Annotated in this window: 19 protein-coding genes; 6 read left to right on the top strand and 13 right to left on the bottom strand. The window is 54.9% G+C overall.

Translation table 11 applies throughout. The annotated features are described in order from the left end of the window. Window positions 1-29 precede the first annotated feature (29 nt). The 8 genes from ccoP (WG219_11655) to ccoN (WG219_11620) all read right to left on the bottom strand — a co-directional run bounded on the left by ccoP (WG219_11655) (window position 30) and on the right by ccoN (WG219_11620) (window position 6,796). On the bottom strand, window positions 30-1,025 hold the full coding sequence (gene ccoP / locus WG219_11655; protein ID WXL24010.1) for a cytochrome-c oxidase, cbb3-type subunit III: 996 nt from the start codon (window positions 1,023-1,025) through the stop codon (window positions 30-32). Next, entirely contained in the window at window positions 1,022-1,207 is a 186-nt protein-coding gene (locus WG219_11650) for a CcoQ/FixQ family Cbb3-type cytochrome c oxidase assembly chaperone (GenBank protein ID WXL24009.1), read from the bottom strand. Before WG219_11650 ends, ccoP (WG219_11655) begins: the two co-directional genes overlap by 4 nt. Before the next feature lie 6 nt (window positions 1,208-1,213). Further along, entirely contained in the window at window positions 1,214-1,822 is a 609-nt protein-coding gene (gene ccoO / locus WG219_11645) for a cytochrome-c oxidase, cbb3-type subunit II (protein ID WXL24008.1), read from the bottom strand. Continuing rightward, window positions 1,822-3,264, bottom strand: a complete 1,443-nt coding sequence (gene ccoN, locus WG219_11640) for a cytochrome-c oxidase, cbb3-type subunit I (protein WXL24007.1) — start codon at window positions 3,262-3,264, stop codon at window positions 1,822-1,824. The genes ccoO (WG219_11645) and ccoN (WG219_11640) overlap by 1 nt, the downstream gene beginning before the upstream one ends. A gap of 365 nt (window positions 3,265-3,629) precedes the next feature. Beyond that, the gene (gene ccoP, locus WG219_11635) at window positions 3,630-4,562 is read right to left on the bottom strand and encodes a cytochrome-c oxidase, cbb3-type subunit III (GenBank protein WXL24006.1); all 933 of its coding nucleotides are present in this window, start codon (window positions 4,560-4,562) and stop codon (window positions 3,630-3,632) included. After that, window positions 4,562-4,744 (bottom strand): cbb3-type cytochrome c oxidase subunit 3, encoded by a 183-nt coding sequence (locus tag WG219_11630; protein WXL24005.1) that lies wholly within the window; start codon window positions 4,742-4,744, stop codon window positions 4,562-4,564. Before WG219_11630 ends, ccoP (WG219_11635) begins: the two co-directional genes overlap by 1 nt. A gap of 4 nt (window positions 4,745-4,748) precedes the next feature. Continuing rightward, window positions 4,749-5,357 carry a cytochrome-c oxidase, cbb3-type subunit II gene (gene ccoO / locus WG219_11625; GenBank protein ID WXL24004.1) on the bottom strand — a complete coding sequence of 203 codons (609 nt, stop codon included), beginning with the start codon at window positions 5,355-5,357 and terminating at the stop codon, window positions 4,749-4,751. Next, window positions 5,357-6,796 (bottom strand): cytochrome-c oxidase, cbb3-type subunit I, encoded by a 1,440-nt coding sequence (gene ccoN / locus WG219_11620; protein ID WXL24003.1) that lies wholly within the window; start codon window positions 6,794-6,796, stop codon window positions 5,357-5,359. The genes ccoO (WG219_11625) and ccoN (WG219_11620) overlap by 1 nt, the downstream gene beginning before the upstream one ends. 101 nt (window positions 6,797-6,897) lie before the next feature. Between ccoN (WG219_11620) and WG219_11615 the strand changes: the two genes are divergently transcribed. Together WG219_11615 and nfuA are read left to right on the top strand one after the other, a co-directional pair. Then, window positions 6,898-7,578 (top strand): alpha/beta family hydrolase, encoded by a 681-nt coding sequence (locus WG219_11615; protein ID WXL24002.1) that lies wholly within the window; start codon window positions 6,898-6,900, stop codon window positions 7,576-7,578. 90 nt (window positions 7,579-7,668) lie between these two features. Continuing rightward, window positions 7,669-8,253: a Fe-S biogenesis protein NfuA gene (nfuA, locus tag WG219_11610; GenBank protein ID WXL24001.1), complete on the top strand. Its 585-nt coding sequence runs from the start codon at window positions 7,669-7,671 to the stop codon at window positions 8,251-8,253. An 84-nt stretch (window positions 8,254-8,337) separates the two neighbouring features. Here the strand turns inward: nfuA and WG219_11605 are convergent, their stop codons facing one another. Continuing rightward, window positions 8,338-9,378: an RNA methyltransferase gene (locus WG219_11605; protein ID WXL24000.1), complete on the bottom strand. Its 1,041-nt coding sequence runs from the start codon at window positions 9,376-9,378 to the stop codon at window positions 8,338-8,340. 121 nt (window positions 9,379-9,499) lie between these two features. Between WG219_11605 and WG219_11600 the strand changes: the two genes are divergently transcribed. Then, complete coding sequence (locus WG219_11600; protein ID WXL23999.1) at window positions 9,500-9,802, top strand: DUF1883 domain-containing protein; 303 nt, start codon at window positions 9,500-9,502, stop codon at window positions 9,800-9,802. 47 nt (window positions 9,803-9,849) lie between these two features. On the opposite strand, the gene WG219_11595 is transcribed toward WG219_11600, so the two are convergent. Beyond that, the gene (locus WG219_11595; protein WXL23998.1) at window positions 9,850-10,737 is read right to left on the bottom strand and encodes an EamA family transporter; all 888 of its coding nucleotides are present in this window, start codon (window positions 10,735-10,737) and stop codon (window positions 9,850-9,852) included. A 161-nt stretch (window positions 10,738-10,898) separates the two neighbouring features. Between WG219_11595 and aceK the strand changes: the two genes are divergently transcribed. The 3 genes from aceK to WG219_11580 all read left to right on the top strand — a co-directional run bounded on the left by aceK (window position 10,899) and on the right by WG219_11580 (window position 15,180). Then, window positions 10,899-12,626: a bifunctional isocitrate dehydrogenase kinase/phosphatase gene (gene aceK, locus WG219_11590; GenBank protein WXL23997.1), complete on the top strand. Its 1,728-nt coding sequence runs from the start codon at window positions 10,899-10,901 to the stop codon at window positions 12,624-12,626. 259 nt (window positions 12,627-12,885) lie between these two features. Further along, window positions 12,886-14,451, top strand: coding sequence for a PAS domain-containing methyl-accepting chemotaxis protein (locus WG219_11585; GenBank protein ID WXL23996.1), 1,566 nt, complete (start codon window positions 12,886-12,888; stop codon window positions 14,449-14,451). 75 nt (window positions 14,452-14,526) lie between these two features. Beyond that, complete coding sequence (locus WG219_11580; protein WXL23995.1) at window positions 14,527-15,180, top strand: DTW domain-containing protein; 654 nt, start codon at window positions 14,527-14,529, stop codon at window positions 15,178-15,180. 165 nt (window positions 15,181-15,345) lie between these two features. On the opposite strand, the gene WG219_11575 is transcribed toward WG219_11580, so the two are convergent. The 3 genes from WG219_11575 to WG219_11565 are packed head-to-tail and all read right to left on the bottom strand — an operon-like array spanning window position 15,346 to window position 20,251. Next, window positions 15,346-16,704, bottom strand: coding sequence for an HlyD family type I secretion periplasmic adaptor subunit (locus WG219_11575; protein ID WXL23994.1), 1,359 nt, complete (start codon window positions 16,702-16,704; stop codon window positions 15,346-15,348). A gap of 8 nt (window positions 16,705-16,712) precedes the next feature. After that, the gene (locus WG219_11570) at window positions 16,713-18,872 is read right to left on the bottom strand and encodes a type I secretion system permease/ATPase (GenBank protein ID WXL23993.1); all 2,160 of its coding nucleotides are present in this window, start codon (window positions 18,870-18,872) and stop codon (window positions 16,713-16,715) included. A 23-nt stretch (window positions 18,873-18,895) separates the two neighbouring features. Further along, window positions 18,896-20,251 carry a TolC family outer membrane protein gene (locus WG219_11565; GenBank protein WXL23992.1) on the bottom strand — a complete coding sequence of 452 codons (1,356 nt, stop codon included), beginning with the start codon at window positions 20,249-20,251 and terminating at the stop codon, window positions 18,896-18,898. Window positions 20,252-20,273: the final 22 nt, after the last annotated feature.

Below are 20,273 nucleotides of genomic sequence, written 5' to 3'. Positions count from 1 at the left end.
GTCTTTCGGGTTAGGAAAGAACCAGGCTTTTACTGTTCAGCTGCCTTGTGGGACAGGCTGTACACATAGGCAGCCAGCAGGTGAACCTTATCGTTACCGAGGAAGGCTTCCTGAGCAGGCATTGCGTTGCTGCGACCGTAACGGATGGTCTGCTGCAACTGAGCATAGCTGCTGCCGTAGATGAACGCGCTCGGGTTGGTCAGGTTAGGCGCACCCATAGCCGCCATACCTTTACCGTCTGCGCCGTGGCAGGCGAAGCAAACAGTGCCGAAGATTTCTTTACCTTTAGCTACATCAGCTTCGGTACCTTCAGGCAGCTTGCGGCCAGCCAGTTCGGTCAGAACGTAAGCAGCAACGTTGCGTACGCCGTCTTCACCAATAACACTGGCTTGTGGAGGCATCACGCCGTGACGGCCACTGAGGATAGTGGCTTTGATCTCGGCAGTGGAGCCGCCCCAGCGCCATTCGCTGTCGGTCAGGTTCGGGAAGCCGTAGCTGCCCTTAGCATCGGAGCCGTGGCAAACCGAGCAGTTGGAGGCAAACAGACGGCCACCCATTTTCAGGGCTTTCTCGTCTTTTGCCACTTCTTCGATTGGCATGGCTGCGTATTTGGCGAAGATCGGGCCATATTCAGCGTCGGCCTTCAGCATCTCTTTTTCCCACTGAGCAGCACCGGTCCAGCCGCTGTGGCGGTTGGAGCCGTCGGCGATCTGGACGCTGCTGACAAACGGAGTTTTGGCTTCGTTGTCCAGATAGTCGTAGCCCGGCAGCAGGCCTTTCCAGTTACCCAGGCCTGGGTACAGAGCCAGGTAGCCGAGTGCGAACACGATAGTGCCCACAAACAGCATGAACCACCATTTCGGCAGTGGGTTGTCATACTCTTCGATGCCATCAAAGGAATGGCCCAAAGTCTCTTCAGTTGTCTCCTGACGCTGGCCTTTACGGGTACCGAAAATCAGCCAAGTCAGGGCAAAAATGGTGCCCAGAGACAGAATGGTTACGTACCAACTCCAGAACGTGGTCATTGGTTATTGCTCCTGGAAGATTGCTCGTCACGCTCGTTGGGTTTGGGATCGTCGGCGAAGGGCAGGTTAGCGGCTTCGTCGAAGCTTGATTTGCGCTTGCTGCTGTAGGCCCAGAGCACCACGCCAATGAAGGCGATGAATACAATTGCTGTGCCTATGCCACGAATAGTCCCGATATCCATCGTGCGTTACCGTTTGTTCTTGATAGAAGTTCCGAGAACCTGCAGGTACGCAACAATCGCGTCCATTTCGGTCTTGCCTTTCACTGCGTCTTTAGCACCGGCAATGTCTTCGTCGGTGTAAGGAACGCCCATGTCACGCAGGACTTCCATCTTCTTGGCGGTGTGTTTGCCGTCAAGCTTGTTCTCAACCAGCCATGGGTAGGCCGGCATCTTCGACTCAGGAACCACGTTGCGCGGGTTGTACAGGTGAGCACGTTGCCACTCATCAGAGTAGCGACCACCCACACGGGCCAGATCAGGACCAGTGCGCTTGGAGCCCCACAGGAACGGGTGATCCCAAACGCTTTCGCCAGCTACGGAGTAGTGGCCATAGCGCTCGGTTTCAGCACGGAACGGGCGAATCATCTGGGAGTGGCAGCCCACACAGCCGTTAGCGATGTAAACATCACGGCCTTCCAGTTGCAGTGCGGTGTAAGGCTTGAGGCCTTCCACCGGCTCGTTGGTGACGTCCTGGAAAAACAGCGGAACGATTTGAGTCAGGCCACCGATGCTGACGGCGATAACCATCAGCAGCGCCATCAGGCCAATATTCTTCTCAATAATTTCGTGTTTCATCAGTGCGCTACTCCGGCAGGGATCTGTGCAGCAGCTTCGTATTCAGAAGCTTTAGCTGCACGCACGGTGCGGTAGGTGTTGTAAGCCATCAGCAGCATGCCGGCGACGAAGAATGCACCGCCGAGTGCGCGGACCATAAAGCCCGGGTGGCTTGCTTCAAGGGCTTCAACGAAGGAGTAGGTGAGGGTGCCGTCTTCGTTGACTGCGCGCCACATCAGGCCTTGGGTGATGCCGTTTACCCACATAGAAGCGATGTACAGCACGGTGCCGATAGTCGCCAACCAGAAGTGGGCGTTGATCAGGCCGATGCTGTGCATTTGCGGACGAGCAAATACGCGCGGGATCAGGTGGTACAGCGCACCGATGGAGATCATGGCAACCCAGCCAAGCGCACCAGCGTGTACGTGGCCGATGGTCCAGTCAGTGTAGTGCGACAGTGCGTTGACAGTTTTGATGGCCATCATCGGACCTTCGAAGGTCGACATGCCATAGAACGCCAAGGACACAACCAGGAAGCGCAGGATTGGGTCGGTACGCAGCTTATGCCAAGCACCCGACAGGCTCATCATACCGTTGATCATGCCGCCCCAGCTTGGAGCCAGCAGGATGACCGACATCGCCATACCTAGAGACTGAGCCCAGTCTGGCAGAGCGGTGTAGTGCAGGTGGTGAGGACCGGCCCAGATGTACAGGGTGATCAGTGCCCAGAAGTGCACGATAGACAGGCGGTACGAGTAGATCGGACGTTCAGCCTGCTTCGGTACGAAGTAGTACATCATGCCCAGGAAGCCGGTGGTCAGGAAGAAACCTACGGCGTTGTGGCCGTACCACCATTGGATCATGGCGTCAGTTGCACCAGCGTACATTGAGTACGACTTGAACAGGCTGACCGGCATTTCTGCACTGTTAACGATGTGCAGCATGGCAGTAACTAGGATGAATGCACCGTAGAACCAGTTACCTACATAGATATGCTTGGTTTTACGCTTCATCACGGTGCCGAAGAACAGCACGGCATAAGCAATCCACACAATAGCCAGCAGGATATCAATTGGCCATTCCAGCTCGGCGTACTCTTTGGAGCTGGTGTAGCCCAGTGGCAGGGTGATAACCGCTGCAACGATAACCGCTTGCCAGCCCCAGAAGGTGAAGGCAGCCAAACCGTCGGAAATCAAACGAGTCTGGCAGGTGCGCTGTACCACGTAGTAAGACGTGGCAAACAGGGCGCAACCACCGAACGCGAAGATTACCGCGTTAGTGTGAAGCGGGCGGAGACGGCCGAAGCTCGTCCATTCAAGGCCCAGGTTGAGTTCAGGCCACACAAGTTGTGCAGCGATGAACACGCCTAGACCCATGCCAATGACTCCCCAAATCACCGTCATCACGGCGAATTGGCGAACCACCTTGTAGTTATAAGCAGTCTGACTGATTGCTGTGCTCATTATGGGGTTCCACGGTTTTATGGATTTTTCAGGGGCAAAAATCGGCGGCAAGTATGGAGAAGACGCCAATTCATTGCAACGGCGCAGGCCGGCGCTATAAGGCTTTCAGGGCGCTTTTGAGCTCAGTTGGAACCTTCACGCAAGGTAGTTCTGGCAACAAAACGCAATAAAAGATTTAGCGCAAAGATGGGAATCGCCTTGAACTTATGACGGGTGGCGACTGCAAACTAGATTAGCCCAACTGATCGCCAGCGTCTGTACCCGCAGTTCCGGGGTGCGACCTTGCGTCGCATAAGAAAATGACCCGATGGTCGGGTGAGGTGGCTGGCGACCCTGAGTCGCCAGCCAGTTTTGCAGATGAAGAATTACTCTTCAGCAGTTGCTTGCTTGCTCAGGCTCATGACATAAGCGGCGAGCAGGTGGACCTTGTCATTACCCAAATATTGCTCTTGGGCTGGCATTTGGCCCATACGGCCGTGACGTACAGTTTGTTGGATCTGCGCAAAACTGCTGCCGTAGATGAAGGCGGCAGGGGAGGTCAGGTCTGGTGCGCCCAGTGCAGCCATGCCTTTGCCGTCTGCACCATGGCAGGCGAAGCAGACTGTGCCGAAGACTTCCTTGCCCTTGCTGACGTCAGCTTCAGTGCCTTCCGGCAGTTTGCGTCCGGCCAGCTCGGTCAGTACGTATGCGGCAACATTGCGAACACCGTCCTCACCTATGATTTCGCCTTGTGGCGGCATCATGCCGTGGCGGCCATTAAGGATGCTTGCCTTGATCTCAGCCGAAGAGCCACCCCAACGCCATGAGGTGTCGGTCAGATTCGGGAAGCCATAGCTGCCTTTTGCATCAGAGCCGTGGCAAACCGAGCAATAGGTGGCGAACATGCGGCCCCCCATCTTCAGTGCGCGCTCATCCTTGACGACTTCTTCCAGCGGCATAGCGGCATATTTGGCGAAGATAGGGCCATACAGCTCATTGGCCACATCCATTTCGCGCTCCCATTGTTTGTCCTGAGTCCAGCCATCTTCATAGCCAGGCAGAACACCTTTCCAGTTGCCCAGGCCAGGGTAGAGCACCAGATAGCCCACGCTGAAAATCAGGGTGCCAATGAACAACATGAACCACCACTTCGGCAGTGGGTTGTCATATTCCTCAATGCCATCGAAAGCATGGCCCATGGTTTTATCGGTAGGACTTTTGTGCACCTCGCTCTTGCGGGTGGCAAAGATTAGCCAGAACAGAGCGATAAGGGTGCCGACAGTCAGCGCCGTAACGTACCAGCTCCAGAATGTGGTCATTAGGTATTGCTCCTTGGTACTGCGTGCTTGGTTTCATCGGCAAATGGCAGCAGGGCGGCCTCATCAAAAGCCTGCTTGCGCTTGCTGCTGTATGCCCACAGGGTGACGCAGGTGAAGGCCATGAAGACCATGGCTGTACCTATGCCACGCAGTGTGCCGATGTCTATAAGGTCAAGGGACATGGACTTACCTTTTGTTCTTCACGGCAGTGCCAAGCACTTGCAGGTAAGCAACAATTGCGTCCATTTCGCTTTTGCCTTTCACGGCATCTTTGGCGCCAGCGATATCTTCGTCTGTGTATGGAACACCCAGGGTGCGCAAAGCCTGCATCTTCTTAGCGGTGTCCTGGCCGTCGAGAGTGCTGTCTACCAGCCATGGGTAAGCAGGCATCTTCGATTCGGGCACGACGTTGCGTGGGTTGTACAAGTGCGCACGCTGCCATTCATCCGAGTAGCGACCACCCACACGAGCCAGATCAGGGCCAGTACGTTTAGAACCCCACAGGAACGGGTGATCCCAAACGCTTTCACCGGCCACGGAGTAGTGACCATAACGCTCGGTTTCAGCACGGAATGGACGGATCATCTGTGAGTGGCAGCCAACGCAGCCTTCACGGATATAGATGTCGCGGCCTTCCAGCTGCAGGGCGGTGTAAGGCTTGAGGCCTGCGACCGGCTCGTTGGTGACGTCCTGGAAGAACAGCGGAACGATCTGGGTCAGGCCGCCAATGCTGACTGCCAGCACCATCATCAGCGCCATCAGGCCAATGTTCTTTTCAAGAATTTCGTGTTTCATCAGTGGCTCCCCTCAATCGAAAACTGCGCAGCGGCTTCCATCTCGGCGGCCTTGCTGTTGCGTACGGTCAGCCAGACGTTCCACGCCATAACCAGCATGCCGGCGAAGAAGATGCCGCCACCGATAACGCGGACGATAAAGCCTGGATGGCTGGCTTCCAGCGCTTCGACAAAGGAGTAGGTCAGGGTGCCGTCTTCGTTGACTGCGCGCCACATTAGGCCCTGGGCAATGCCGTTAACCCACATGGAGGCGATGTACAGAACAGTGCCGATGGTGGCCAGCCAGAAGTGCACGTTGATCAGACCGATGCTGTGCATTTCGTTACGGCCAAAGACTTTCGGCAGCAGGTGGTAGAGCGAACCGATGGACACCATGGCAACCCAACCGAGGGCGCCAGCGTGTACGTGGCCGATGGTCCAGTCGGTGTAGTGGGAGAGTGCGTTGACGGTTTTGATGGCCATCATCGGACCTTCAAAGGTCGACATGCCGTAGAACGCCAAAGACACAACCAGGAAGCGCAGGATCGGGTCGGTGCGCAGCTTATGCCAGGCGCCTGAGAGGGTCATCATACCGTTGATCATGCCGCCCCAGCTCGGTGCCAGCAGGATCAGAGACATGATCATGCCCAAGGACTGAGCCCAGTCCGGCAGAGCGGTGTAGTGCAGGTGGTGAGGACCGGCCCAGATGTACACAGCAATCAGTGCCCAGAAGTGCACGATGGACAGGCGATAGGAATAAACCGGGCGGCCCGCTTGCTTCGGTACGAAGTAGTACATCATGCCGAGGAAGCCTGCGGTCAGGAAGAAGCCCACCGCGTTATGACCATACCACCACTGAATCATGGCATCCGTCGCGCCGGCATAGAGCGAGTAGGACTTGGTCAGGGTGACTGGGATTTCCAGGTTGTTAACCACATGCAGCAGGGCAACGGTGATGATGAAGCCACCGAAGAACCAGTTACCTACATAGATATGGCTGACATTACGCTTCATGACCGTGCCGAAGAACACGATGGCATAGCTGACCCAGACGATGGTGATCAGAATGTCGATCGGCCACTCCAGCTCTGCGTATTCCTTGGAGGAAGTCCAGCCCAGTGGCAGGCTGATCGCAGCCAGCAGGATGACCAGTTGCCAGCCCCAGAAGGTGAAAGCAGCCAGTTTTGGCGCGAACAGGGTGGTTTGCGATGTGCGCTGCACAGCGTAGTAGCTGGTGGCGAACAGGGCGCAGCCGCCGAAGGCGAAAATTACCGCGTTAGTATGCAACGGGCGCAGGCGTCCGAAGCTGGTCCACGGCAGGTTAAAGTTAAGCTCTGGCCAGGCCAGTTGCGCGGCGATAAAGACGCCGAGCCCCATCCCGACAATGCCCCACACCACCGTCATGATGGCAAATTGGCGCACCACCTTGTAGTTGTAGGCGGAACTGCTGGTTGTGTTCATGTCTGGGCTTCCATCCACGGTTATAGGCAGATCAATGAAAATCTGCGGGCGCGCGCCTGTAGGATGAGCGCACGTCACAGATTCTTTTTAGCGAGGTAAGCATGAGTAATGGGCATGAGGGAGTTATTGACGGGGATCAATACACCCACGCGCAGGCCGATGGCGGCTGGCTTCGGGATATCCCTGAGGAGGCCGTTAAAGCCACGTTGATTCTTGCCCACGGTGCCGGTGCACCGATGGATAGCGAGTTCATGACTGTAATGGCACAAAGCCTTGCAGCACGCGGTATTGAGGTGATTCGCTTTGAGTTCGCCTATATGGCTAATCGCCGTGTTGACGGAAAAAAAAGGCCGCCAAATCCTCAGGTGCAACTGCTCCAACAGTGGCGTGAGGTATATGCCAGGGTGCGCCAACAAGTCGCAGGGCCGTTGGCGATTGGTGGCAAGTCAATGGGCGGGAGAATGGCCAGCTTACTAGCTGATGAACTCGGGGCTGATGCCTTGGTTTGTCTGGGCTATCCATTTTATGCGGCTGGCAAACCAGAGAAGCCGCGAGTGGCCCATTTGGCGGAGTTAAAAACGCCCACGCTGATTATTCAAGGTGAGCGTGACGCGCTGGGCAATCGCGCGTCAGTGCAGGCCTACTCGCTCTCATCTGCAATCCAGTTGCACTGGTTGGTGGCGGCAGATCACGATCTTAAACCGCTGAAGAGCTCGGGCTTTACACATCGGCAACATCTGGACGAAACGGCCGATACCATTGCTCAGTTCCTCATACCCTAGCGCAGGGACGGATATTCCTACTAAAACACTCCGTCTTTCCCGCAGCCATTGTGTGGCGTACACTGCGCAACATGATTGCGAGGAGTTGCCATGAGCACCATTACCATTACTGACGCGGCCCATGATTATCTGGCAGATCTGCTGAGCAAGCAGAACACTCCAGGCATTGGTATTCGCGTGTTTATCACCCAGCCCGGCACTCAATACGCCGAGACCTGCATTGCTTACTGCAAACCCGGCGAGCAGAAGCCTGAAGATACCGCTTTGGGTCTGGCCAGCTTTACCGCGTGGATTGATGCGGTGAGCGAACCTTTCCTGGAGGATGCCGTAGTCGATTACGCGACCGACCGCATGGGCGGCCAGCTGACCATCAAGGCGCCAAACGCCAAAGTACCGATGGTCAACGAAGACAGCCCGATCAACGAGCGCATCAATTACTACCTGCAAACTGAGATCAACCCAGGCTTGGCCAACCACGGTGGTGAGGTGAGTCTAATTGATGTAGTGGATGATGGCATTGCCGTGCTCAAGTTTGGCGGCGGCTGCCAGGGCTGCGGCCAGGTTGACCTGACACTGAAGGAAGGTATCGAGAAAACCTTGATTGAGCGCATTCCAGAGCTCAAGGGTGTTCGAGATGTCACCGACCACACTAACAAGGAAAACGCCTACTACTAAGGCGCGGCTTGTTAGGTGGAAATAAAACGGCTTCAGATCACGTAGTGACTGAAGCCGTTTTTATTGGGCATAGGACGGTTTTGATCAGGACTTGGCTGATCTGAACTGGTGCTTCTTGCTCAATTCGGCGGCCCGCGCCCGCAGCTGGCCGCAGCCTCCGTCAATATCCTGCCCGGCAGAGTTACGCACTTTGGTCAGCACACCGCGGCTGTGCAGGTAGCGGACAATCTGAATGATGCGGTCGCCGTCGGGGCGGTCGAATTCATCCTCTTCAAGGCTGTTGTATGGGATCACGTTCATAATCGCGTACTTGCCCTTGAGTAGACGAAGGATGCCGTCCATTTCTTCCTGACTGTCGTTAATACCTTTAAGCAGTGTCCACTGGTACTGAATCGGGTAGTCAATCAGTCGGGCATAGCGCTCACCCAGCTCCACCAGCTCTTCGGGGTCTATTCTCGGTGCGCGGGGCAGCAATTGCTGACGCAGTTCGGCGTTTGTGGTGTGCAGAGACAGGGCAAGGGCAGGCCTGATTTTCTGCTGTGGTAGCCGCTCAAATACACGAGGGTCACCCACGGTAGAAAACACCAGATTACGCTGGCCAATCCCGCCTTCAGTGGCCAGCAGGTCAATGGCATCCAGTACGTTGTCCAGGTTATGTGCCGGTTCGCCCATGCCCATGAATACGACTTTTTTGACTGGGCGGTAACGCCTTGCCAGGGCGACCTGGGCGACGATCTCAGCGGTGCTGAGCTGGCGCAGCAGGCCGCTCTTTCCGGTCATGCAGAAGACGCAACCCACCGCGCAGCCGACCTGGCTGGAGACACACAGGCCATCGCGGGGCAGCAGGACGCTTTCAACCATCTGCTTGTCAGCCAGCTCGACCAGCAGGCGTGCAGAACCGTCGGCGCCGGGGTGTTCAGAGGCCAAGCGGGCGAGTCCGTCCAGCTGCGCGGTTAAGTCAGGGATGGCTTCGCGTACCGGTAAGGGTAAGAAATTTTCGGTTTTTTGATTACGCGTACCGGTGTCCAGGGGTACACCACGCAGCCAGCAGCGGGTAATCCGCCCGATGTGCATGGGTTTGGCGCCGAGATCGCTAAGGTACTGGTGAAATTCGTGAATATGCATGGGGCGCGCATGCTATCACCGGTGCTGCATAAACGGCAGCCTGCCTGCTCAGTGACGTCAGGGATTTTATCGGGGCGTGGTATCATCGCCGCTTTGTTGCGCAAGCTGGCCGAGACTTCTCATGAAATTCATACACCAACGCGAACACCTGAACGAAGACGATGTGGTTGTCATCGAGTGCTCGCAGACCTGCAACATCCGCCTGATGAATGATGCGAATTTCCGCAGCTTCAAGAATGGTGGCCGCCATACATACCACGGCGGCGCATTCGATAAGTTCCCGGCCAAGATCACTGTACCTAGCAGCGGCTTCTGGAATATCACCATTGATACAGTGTCACGTCGCGCGATCAGCGTGACTCGCAAGCCGACATTCAAGCATTCAATTCGCTTTATTCGCCGCTCACCGTCCTCGTTGCGGTAATGAAGATGTAAACCAAGAAGCCCGCTCATATAGCGGGCTTCTTGCATTTAGCGAACAGGTGCGGGTTTAACCACCAGCCACAGCGCAAGTGCGATCAGACTTCCGCCATATAGGTACGTCCAGGACAACGGCTCATCCAGCAGCAGTGCTCCCCACAGAACGCCAAATACAGGAATCAGAAAGGTGGTCGTTGAGGCCTTGATTGGGCCTATATCGGTCAGCAGGCGGAAGTACAAGACATAGGCGAATGCTGTGCAGATCAACCCCAGTGCAGCCAGCGGCAGCCAAATATCCCATCCTGTCCAGCGCACTGGTGGCTCATGCAGTGCGCTGATGATCATCATAGGCAGGAGAAACAAGCTGGCACCTAGCAAGCTGGCAAAGGCGGCGAGGCGGTTATCAAGGCCGCCTTGTTGGCCGATCCAGCGACGGGTAAGAAATCCGGCAAAACCATAGCAGGCTGTTGCAACCAAGCAGGCCAGCGCGCCAAGCAGCAGATTCAGGTTGAATGCAATCGGGCCGGTTTGTGTAAGCACCGCTACGCCTATAAGGCCGATAGCAACACCGGCAGCCTTGCTCAAGGTGACTTTTTCAGCAAAAAACAGCATGCCGATTAGCACACCCATCATCGGCGTTGTGGCATTAAAAATGGCCGAATAACCCGCTGGAAGCACCAGGGCGGCCAGGCAATACATGGCGGACGGCAAGCCTGCGTTAATCACGCCAAGTAAGAGGAAGCGCCTGAGTTTTCCGCTGAAATTCCATTGGATACGTAGCGCCAGCAAGACGACCAGAAGACCTAACATCCCGGTTGCCGAACGAAAAAAGGCCGTTGGCATACTGCCTAACACAGGTGCGACCATGCGCATAAACAGAAAGCTTGCTCCCCATATGGCAGCGAGAAACAGCAGGCGTGAGAGGTCTGAAAGGCGCACCGCAAATACCACAGAGCAGAAAAGGCGTGCAGTGTTGCTGGCCTCATGCGCGCACGCAATCCCGTTTTTTGAAAAACACGCTATGGAATTAGCATGGCTTTAACTTGCTGAGGGGTATCGCTAAGCTCAGGTCTTCATCGACATCCTCATCAGGGGGACGTATGCCGCAGTGGCCAGCAGGTGAAATCGCAACGCTGATTCTGGAAGGGTTTGATCATTACCGGGAGCAATTCCGGCAAATCACAAATGGCGCAAGGGTTCGATTTGAGCAGGCGCAGTGGCAGGAAATACAGAAGGCTGCGGCGGCGCGTATCGCGCTTTATGAAGAGTGCGTAGGAATCGTTAACCGCCAGTTGCGCAATGCATATACAGAGCAGACCTTGCTTAATGTGATGCAATGGCCCTTAGTTAAATCGGCTTATATCCGGTTGATTGATGTGCGCTTCGATGATGAATTAGCCGAGACTTGGTACAACTCTATTTTTTGCAGCTTGTTCAGCCATGATGAGATCAATGACGGTTGTATGTTTATTCATACAACGCGTCCCGCATTACGGGTAAATGCCCGCGTGGCGCAAACACGGATATATAGCCCAGCCGGAGACATAGCTCAGGCGTTGCGGGCGATCTTCGCTGACTACCGGTTTGAGGTTGGCTACGACGATCATGAGCGGGATGTGCAGCGCCTACTCAAGCAAGTTAATGAGAACTTACCTGATTGGGTGTGCAAAGACCCTGAGTTGAAAATTGAGCTGTACGAATCACGTTTATACCGCAATAAAGGCGCCTATTTGGTCGGTCGCATATACACACGTGATGAGCAGTGGCCGCTTGTGATTCCCTTACTGCACCGAGAAGGTAAAGGTATTCAGATAGATGCTCTGATCACGGATGAAGCGGACGTCTCGATCATTTTTTCATTTACCCGCTCATATTTCATGGTTCGGGTCAGCTATCCGGCAGAGTTTGTCAATTTCTTGCAGAAAATTCTGCCAGGTAAACACATAGCCGAGCTTTATACATCAATAGGTTTTTATAAGCATGGGAAGTCGGAGTTCTATCGGGCGCTGATAAACCACCTCGCTAACACCGACGACAAGTTTGTAATGGCCCCCGGTGTTCGTGGCATGGTCATGAGCGTATTTACCCTGCCGGGGTTCAATACTGTCTTTAAAGTCATCAAAGATCGTTTTTCGCCTTCGAAGAGTGTCGATCGTAATACCGTTATCGAGAAATACCGCTTAGTAAAGTCAGTCGATCGTGTGGGGCGCATGGCTGATACCCAGGAGTTTGCTGACTTCCGGTTTCCGTTGAGCAAGTTTGACCCAGAATGTCTGGCTGAACTGCTTGAAGTTGCTCCATCAACGGTTGAGGTTGAAGGGGAGACGGTCCTGGTCAGGCACTGCTGGACAGAGCGGAGGATGGTCCCGCTTAACCTGTATTTGGACAGCGCCAGTGAGGCTCAGGTGCGTGAGGTACTGGACGACTATGGGCTGGCCATCAAGCAATTAGCCGCCGCCAACATTTTTCCCGGCGATATGCTGCTGAAAAACTTCGGCGTGACCCGTCACGGGCGTGTGGTGTTTTATGACTATGATGAGATCTGCTTTCTGACAGAGGTTAACTTCCGCTATATACCGCCACCGCGTTATCCGGAAGATGAGATGTCGTCTGAACCCTGGTACGCAGTCGCGCCAATGGATGTATTCCCTGAGGAGTTTCCACCGTTCCTGTTTTCAGACGTTAAGCAACGTCGATTATTCAGCAGTTTGCATGGAGAGTTGTTCGATGCCAAATACTGGCAAGGGCTGCAGGCGGCGATACGCGAGGGCAAGATAATCGATGTATTTCCCTATAGGAGGAAAGAAAATCCAGATAATGGGTTTTAATCGTGTGGGTCGCCGAATAAAGGCTTAAGTCTTAAAGATGTCAGGTGGGGCGGTATTTTTTAGATCAGTATGCGCAATCTACTACTTAGGTGTAGTTTTGCGATCTATCTTTAAAGGTTCGAGTGAGTGGTCTTAAGACTGGTCGATTACAGCTGTTTCTTTTTTTAACAAGAAGCTACATGCATTTTCTAGCTAGTTTGCACAGGTGTGCTAAACCTATTACAGCAGTTCCTATAACAGCTATAACAGGTTTGCTTTGATGCGCCAGAATCTACCGGTCACACAACAAGAAAGAACCTTTTCTGAACATGAGCGCCTGATTTCAACGACAGATCTGAACAGCAAAATCACTTATTGCAACGATGCATTTGTCGCCATTAGTGGTTTTACCCGTGAGGAGCTTATCGGTCAGCCGCATAACTTAGTTCGCCACCCTGATATGCCGGCGGCTGTTTTTGGTCACATGTGGGAGGTGATCAAGCAGGGAAAGCCATGGATGGGGATCGTAAAGAACCGCTCTAAGAACGGTGATTACTATTGGGTGAGCGCCTATGTCACGCCCATCTATGAAAACGGTCAGATATCCGGCTATGAATCCGTGCGCTCGCTGCCCACACGAGAGCAGAAGCAGCGTGCTGAACAACTTTATGCGCGCTTACGGGCAGGCAAGCCGGCTATCTCTTCCGTAGAGCGCTGGACTCGGGGGCTCGTTGAGTCTTGGCCGGTAATACTGGCGGGGTTGCTGCTAGTTGGCGCTAACATGGCGTTTTCCGGTGCAGCTTTTTGGCTTGCAGTAGCAGTTGTAATGGCATCACTCGGGGTGTTCCAGCATGCGGTGAGGCAGGGGCGGATCAAGCAGACTCTGGCCGAGCATCCTAAAGCGTTTACCAGCCCATTAGTGGCCCTGACCTACACCGATAGCCGTGGCGCACAGGCACTGTTAGATATGGCTATGATCAGTGAGGATGCACGCCTACAAACAGCACTGACGCGCATTGAAGACGCTGGCGTCAACGTGAAGAAGCACGCCACGCGATCAGCTGAACTATCCAGCGCAGGCGCCGCCATGCTCGACCAACAGCGTATGGAGACGGATCAGTCGGCCACAGCTATCAACCAGATGGCAGCGACCATTCAGGAGGTCACGCACAACGTACAGAACACATCACATGCAGCAGAAGAGGCGGATGATCTAGCACGGCAGGGGCTGGAGTTAGCGAGTGGCAGCTTGAGGTCAATGCATCATATGGCCGATGCAGTCGCTGAGATTGGTCAGGCGGTTAACGAACTGGCTAATTCAACGCAGTCGATTGGTAGTGTGGCGGACGTGATCACGTCTATCGCTGAGCAAACCAACCTGCTAGCACTTAACGCTGCTATTGAGGCCGCGCGCGCAGGTGAGCAGGGCAGAGGGTTCGCAGTCGTGGCCGATGAGGTTCGATCACTGGCCTCGCGTACGCGAGAGTCAACAGAACAGATTCATCAGATCATCGCGGCCTTGCGTGCCGGTGCCGATCGGGCAGTGGCGACTGCTCAGAAAGGCGCCGAAATTTCTAAAGATAGCGTTGCCTGTGTTGAATCAGTCCGGACTGCTCTGGATGGCATTAGCCAGGCTGTAAGCAGTATCACCAGTATGAGCCAGCAAATGGCGGCTGCATCCGAAGAGCAAAGCCATGTGGCTGAGGACATTAGCCGGCAAATCACGCAGATTGCCCAGCTTTCTGATCGCAGTGCTGACCAAGCCCATCAGGGAGCCTCAATCGGGCGGGAGTTGGAGTCTATGGCGGATTACTTGCACAGTCTTGCAGAGCGGTTCAACCGCTGAGTGGTTGCGCAGCAGGTGGCGTTTCCCACCTGCCATCCTGGCGGTGTGGCAAACTGTGCGGCTTAGGAGAGCCGAATGCCACGTCCACATTGCCCTCGATGCACCCGACCTGTTGACCACTGTCTGTGCCCGCTAATCCCTCATCTTTCGAGTCGCACACGGGTGCTGATTCTTCAGCACCGCAGCGAGGCTGGTCATGCACTTAATACCGCTCGGCTTGCAGCACTTGGCCTGGTCAATTCACAGTTATTAGTCGGTGAAGTTTTCGATGGCCTGCATGAGTTGTTGAACCAGCCGGGCTATCGGGCCTGCTTGTTATTCCCCGGCGAGCAGGCTCAGTCATTGAGTCAGCTGGTTTCAGGCACAGATCAGGTGCCTACGTTGTTGGTGGTCCCCGATGGCACATGGCGCAAAGCCCGCAAACTCTTGCATCTCAATCCGGCACTTGCTGAGTTGCCAAGGGTGGTGTTGCCCGAGGGATTGGAGTCGCGTTATCGGTTACGTAAGGCGCCAAAGCCGGGAGCCTTATCTACGATTGAGGCGATTGTAGAAAGCCTGAATACACTTGATGCCCCAGCCAACTTCAATGCCTTGCTCAAACCATTCGAATCACTGATTGATGGGCAGATTGCCGCGATGGGTGAAGAAACCTACCAGCGCAATCATGGGAATAGTTTGGAGGGGGAGGGCAAGCGCTTTTACGAGAAGCAGCCGGAGTCGGTGATCTGACGTTGAGAACGCGGTCAGGGGTGCTAATTGCAGCGTGTGAACTGCACTAGTTTGCCGAATTGTCCTTTCTTCATTTGGCAATTAGGGCCTGTATGTTATTCGCGGCTGAAGCTGCTCCTACACACGGTGCAGTTTGTAGGAGCAGCTTCCGTCGTAAACCGCACGTTAGCGTTCGCGCATGGCTTCAGAGCGGGCTTTAAGCACTGGCTTAAGCAAGTAGGCGAGCACGCTCTTTTCGCCAGTGATGATGTCAACGCTTGCCACCATGCCAGGGATGATCAACAGCGGGTTTTCTGCGCTACCTAAATGGCTTTTTTCGGTACGAACCTGGATTAGGTAGAAACTCTTGCCTTCTTCGTCAGTGATGGTGTCGGCACTGATCAGCTCAAGGTTCGCCTTCAGGCCTCCATAAATTGTGTAGTCGTAAGCGGTGAACTTCACCATGGCTTTCTGACCTGGGTGAAGGAAAGCAACGTCCTGTGGGCGTACCTTGGCTTCAATCAGCAGGCTGTCATCCAGCGGGACGATCTCTACCATGTCATTACCGGGTTGAACCACCCCCCCAATGGTGTTGACCTTGAGCTGTTTGATCACGCCACGGACTGGGGAGACAACAGTGGTCCGGCTCACGCGGTCGTCAATTGCGACACTTGAAGCCGTAATTTTTTGCAAGTCGGTACGAACCTGGTTGAGTTCTTTGAAAGCTTCAGAACGGAAGGCCAATTCGGACTCATCCATTTTGCTTTTGATCTCGGCTGCAGCAGCTTCTGCCCTAGGAATTGCTAGCACAGTAGCATCCAGCGAACCGCGAACTTCGACCAAGCTACGGCGTAAACGTAGAATCTCAACCTGCGAGATTGCGCCTGTGGCTACCAGTGGTTCTGACATGTTCAGCTCTTGCTGCATGAGGCCAACGCTGGAGCGGTATTGCTGGGCTTTAGAGCGAAATTCTGCCAATTCCTGCTGCTTCTGGCGTAGTTGTTCGCCCAGCGTGCGCTGTTCACTTTGCAGGCGCTCTTGGCGAGAGCGATAGAGGTCTTCTTCGTCTTGGGCCAATTGAGGAGCTTTTTCGACAATCTCTTTTGAGAGCTCGAATGGTTTACCTTCAGCCTCTGCCGTTAAGCGTTCCAGACGAGCCAGCAGCGCCAGTCTGTCTGCTTCAGCCTCGCCGCGGTTGGAGATAAACCGGGTGTCATCCAAGCGCAGCAGTACATCGCCTTTTTCGACGACCTGACCTTCACGCACGAAGATTTCGCTGACGATCCCGCCTTCAAGGTTTTGGATGACCTGAACTTTGCTCGACGGAATGGCCTTGCCTTCACCGACGGTGACTTCCTCAAGGACAGCAAAGTTTGCCCAAACCAGCGCCGAGAGCAGGCACGCGGCAACTGCCCATACGGTGATCCGGGTCAGGCGAGGGGTATCCTCCAGGATAGTCCCGTCAACCTCAGGCATAAACTCGGTGTCTTGACGACGCTGACGCATACCGGAGAAGTAGTCGTTCAACACATGACGTAATTGCATGGCATTCCCTACACAGCTGCAGAGCCGATACGGCCCTTGCGTAGCGCTTCGATAACCGCTTCTTTTGGACCATCCGCAACGATCTTGCCGTTGTCCACTACAACCAAGCGATCGACCAGACTCAGCATGGAAGCACGGTGCGTTACCAGGAGCATGGTTTTACCTGCGCTCCAGGTTTCAAGCTTTCTACGCAGGATGTCCTCGCTGGTGTTGTCCATGGCGCTGGTAGGCTCATCAAGCAGCAGAATTGGTGGACTCAGCAGCAGGGCACGGGCTAAAAGAACGGCCTGGCGTTGACCGCCGGAGAGCAGTAAACCGCGCTCGCCCACCGGACGATCAAACCCTTGCGGGTGCTGGCGGGCCAGCTCACTGACCCCGGTGAGCTCTGCGATTTCCAGAATGCGGGCATCACTGACGTAGCGGGCGCCCAGTGTCAGGTTGTCACGCAGGGTGCCAGACAGCAGGGGCAGGTCATGGGCAACGTAGCCAATCTGATGCCGCAGATCAGCGACATCCAGCTGACGAAGGTCGAGGTTGTCGAGCAGAATTTGGCCTTTGCTCGGTGTGTAAAAGGACATGATCAGCCGGCCCAACGTACTTTTACCTGAGCCGCTACGACCAATAATGCCGATGTGTTCCCCAGGTTTAACCTTCAAGGTAACGCCATCCAGTGCAGGAGTAGCTTGGCCCGGATAGCTGAAGGTGACATCACGGACCTCAAGGCCACCTTGTAGCTGGGTGCGCTCGACCGGACGCTGGTTGGCCTTGCGCTCTTGCGGCATGGCCATCAGGGCGTCTGTGCTGGTCATGGTCAGACGTGCTTGCTGATAGCGAGTAATCAGACCCGCAATCTGTCCAAGTGGCGCCAGAATGCGGCTGCCCAGCATGTAACAAGCAACCAAGGCTCCGACGCTCATCAGGCCGCCAATAATCATGTAAACGCCACAAACGATGGTGGCCAAACCGGCAAACTGCTGGAGAAAAGCCGTGCCGTTGGTTGCGATGGCGGCAAGTGAGCGGGAGTGAATATCCAGACGGCTGAGTGCGCCGTGTGTTTTCTCCCACTCGTGCTGGCGTTCACTCTCAGCGCAGCAGGCTTTGAGAGTTTCAAGGCCGCTAATGGTTTCAATTAAGAGCGCCTGACGCTGAGAGGCCAACTGCAGGCTCTTTTGGACGGTATCGCGCAGGCGAGCCTGAACAATAAATGCGAACAGTGCGGTAATGGGGAAGGCCAGCAGCGGGATCACAACCAACCAGCCGCCAATCAGCCAGATCACCAGCAACATTAGAAGCGAGAACGGTAGGTCGATCAGGCTAGTGAGTGTGACTGCTGTGAGGAAATCTCGCAGCCCCTGGAAGTCATGAATACTCTGTGCAAATCCGCCGACTGAGGTCGGACGATTGCTCATGGACATCCCGGTGATACGTTCGAACAGCGTTGCTGAAAGCACCACATCGGTCTTTTTGCCAGCCGTATCCAGCAAATGAGAACGTAATACCTTCAGCAGTAACTCAAAACCTAAGCCAATCATCAGGCCAATGGCCAATACCCATAAGGTAGAAGTGGCTTGGTTAGGGACGACGCGATCATAGGTCTGCATGACAAAAAGCGGGACCATCAAGCCCAGCAAGTTAATCAGCAGGCTGGCCAGTACAGCATCAGCATATAGCCAGCGTGACAGCTTGAGTGTGTCACGGAACCAGGCTTGAACTCTGGGGACCAGTGGTCGATAAGCCTCTTCAAGGCTGTGGCGGGGGCGGGCAAAGAATGCTTGGCCGGTGTATTCAGCCGCGAGATCGTCGCGGCTAACCCACTGTTCACCACCATCGGCTTCGCATGGCAGGATAAGTACTTTGCCGTCGTCACCAAACTTACGCAGGACCGCCGTGCGGCCATCCTTCAACAATAAGAGAAGGGGCAAATTGAGCGCCGAGATGCTATTCAGTTCGCGGTGCAGCAATCTCCCCTGCAGGCCAGCCCGCGCAGCTGCGCGGGCAAGCAAGTCAGGAGTCAGTCTTTGCTCTGGCAAGGGCAGCCCGGCTGTCAGACTGCCACGGCTGCCTGCGCAACCGTGGAGCTTGCAGAGTATTAACAGGCCATCCAACAACGGATCGTCATGATTCAGGCGTGGATCTTTATCCGTGCCTGGTCGCTCCATGGTGGTCAAGATGTACGACTCCTGTATCAGGGTTACTTCATATCGGGAAGACGTGCATCACTCTTCACTTCGCTAAGGGCTACAGTCTCGCTTGGGGCGACAATCTGCTGACTGCGCAGGAGTTCACCCATGGCTGTAACGACCCTGTACATGGAGAACTCTTCGGTGAAGCGCACTTCGCTGTAACGACGGTTCGCAGTGAAGAGTTCGTTTTCACTGTCGAGCAGGTCGAGCAGGGTACGCTGGCCCAAGCTGAACTGTTGCTGATAAGCCTCACGAACGCGCGTGGTGTAATCAGCATAGGCGCGAGCTTTAGGCGTTTGCAGCTTGGCATTTTCCATGGCGTTCCATGCCAGCGTGAGGTTCTCATTGAGAACACGCAGGGCGTTGTTGCGAATATCCAGCGCTTCGTTCACCTGGTGGGCAGATGCATTCAGGCGAGCTTTGTCACGAACACCATTGAACAGGTTGTAGTTCATGACAATTGCAGCACGCCAGCCACTGTTGTGGCCTTCATCACCACCCGTGTTGTCATCGGCGTGGGTCGCCAGCTCTGCATCAAAGCGTGGGTAGAACGGTGACTTAGCTACTTCATACTGTTTTTCAGCCGCGTGTACGTCAGCTTGTGCAGATTTCAGCAGTGGGTTGTTGTCCAGTACGCGTTGGCGCGCCTCTTCAAGTGTCTCTGGCAGAGTGCCCTTGAGCGAAGCTGGTGAGGTCAGCTCTTCCGGCAGACGGCCGACAACGCTGATGAAGTTAGCCTCAGCGTCAGCCAGGTTAACTTGCTCGGTATAGAGGTTGTTTTCAGCCAGTGCCAGACGCGCTTCGGATTGATCCAGGTCAGCAGCACTGCCAACACCTTGGCGGCTACGCATGCTGATTTGATCATTGATACGCTGGTGGGCGAGCAGGTTGTTACGTGCTAGCTCAACCATCTCGCGGCGCATCAGCAAATCCAGATACACCTCTGCAGTACGCAGTGCGAGGTTTTCGGAGGTGCCCAGCAGGCGGTAAGCACGGGAGTTTACAACTGCCTCGGTGCGGCCCACCTCATTTGGGGTATTGAAGCCGTCAAAGATCATTTGACGAAGGCGCAGTTCAGAGGTGCCGTAGGTCAGGGTCTCTGTGTTGTGGTTGCCTTGCGCACGGGTGCTAGGGCTGTCGCTTTTCTCACGACCGTAACCCATTAGCAAGTCAACAGTTGGTAAGTAGCCGCCTTTTGCAATACGTACTTCTTCGTCAGACGTCAGGCGGCTGTTCTTGCCAGCATGAATTTCTGGGTGGTTATCGATTGTGCTTTGCATCGCCTCGGACAGTGTGAGTCCTTGAGCCTGGCCGCAAAGTGCCGCCAACACAATGCTGCTCAAAAGCGGATTAAGTACGCGCATTTATCGATGCTCCGTTAGTTGT

Source organism: Pseudomonas mendocina (assembly GCA_037482215.1).
GTDB classification, from domain to species: domain Bacteria; phylum Pseudomonadota; class Gammaproteobacteria; order Pseudomonadales; family Pseudomonadaceae; genus Aquipseudomonas; species Aquipseudomonas mendocina_E.
The sequence above is the reverse complement of the archived record's forward strand: the minus strand, read 5'-3'. Positions and strand labels throughout refer to the sequence as shown.

Coding starts and splice junctions, on each gene's coding strand:
- ccoP (WXL24010.1), bottom strand. CDS start 1,025: ATGACCACGTTCTGGAGTTGGTACGTAACCATTCTGTCTCTGGGCACC.
- WG219_11650 (WXL24009.1), bottom strand. CDS start 1,207: ATGGATATCGGGACTATTCGTGGCATAGGCACAGCAATTGTATTCATC.
- ccoO (WXL24008.1), bottom strand. CDS start 1,822: ATGAAACACGAAATTATTGAGAAGAATATTGGCCTGATGGCGCTGCTG.
- ccoN (WXL24007.1), bottom strand. CDS start 3,264: ATGAGCACAGCAATCAGTCAGACTGCTTATAACTACAAGGTGGTTCGC.
- ccoP (WXL24006.1), bottom strand. CDS start 4,562: ATGACCACATTCTGGAGCTGGTACGTTACGGCGCTGACTGTCGGCACC.
- WG219_11630 (WXL24005.1), bottom strand. CDS start 4,744: ATGTCCCTTGACCTTATAGACATCGGCACACTGCGTGGCATAGGTACA.
- ccoO (WXL24004.1), bottom strand. CDS start 5,357: ATGAAACACGAAATTCTTGAAAAGAACATTGGCCTGATGGCGCTGATG.
- ccoN (WXL24003.1), bottom strand. CDS start 6,796: ATGAACACAACCAGCAGTTCCGCCTACAACTACAAGGTGGTGCGCCAA.
- WG219_11615 (WXL24002.1), top strand. CDS start 6,898: ATGAGTAATGGGCATGAGGGAGTTATTGACGGGGATCAATACACCCAC.
- nfuA (WXL24001.1), top strand. CDS start 7,669: ATGAGCACCATTACCATTACTGACGCGGCCCATGATTATCTGGCAGAT.
- WG219_11605 (WXL24000.1), bottom strand. CDS start 9,378: ATGCATATTCACGAATTTCACCAGTACCTTAGCGATCTCGGCGCCAAA.
- WG219_11600 (WXL23999.1), top strand. CDS start 9,500: ATGAAATTCATACACCAACGCGAACACCTGAACGAAGACGATGTGGTT.
- aceK (WXL23997.1), top strand. CDS start 10,899: ATGCCGCAGTGGCCAGCAGGTGAAATCGCAACGCTGATTCTGGAAGGG.
- WG219_11585 (WXL23996.1), top strand. CDS start 12,886: ATGCGCCAGAATCTACCGGTCACACAACAAGAAAGAACCTTTTCTGAA.
- WG219_11580 (WXL23995.1), top strand. CDS start 14,527: ATGCCACGTCCACATTGCCCTCGATGCACCCGACCTGTTGACCACTGT.
- WG219_11575 (WXL23994.1), bottom strand. CDS start 16,704: ATGCAATTACGTCATGTGTTGAACGACTACTTCTCCGGTATGCGTCAG.
- WG219_11565 (WXL23992.1), bottom strand. CDS start 20,251: ATGCGCGTACTTAATCCGCTTTTGAGCAGCATTGTGTTGGCGGCACTT.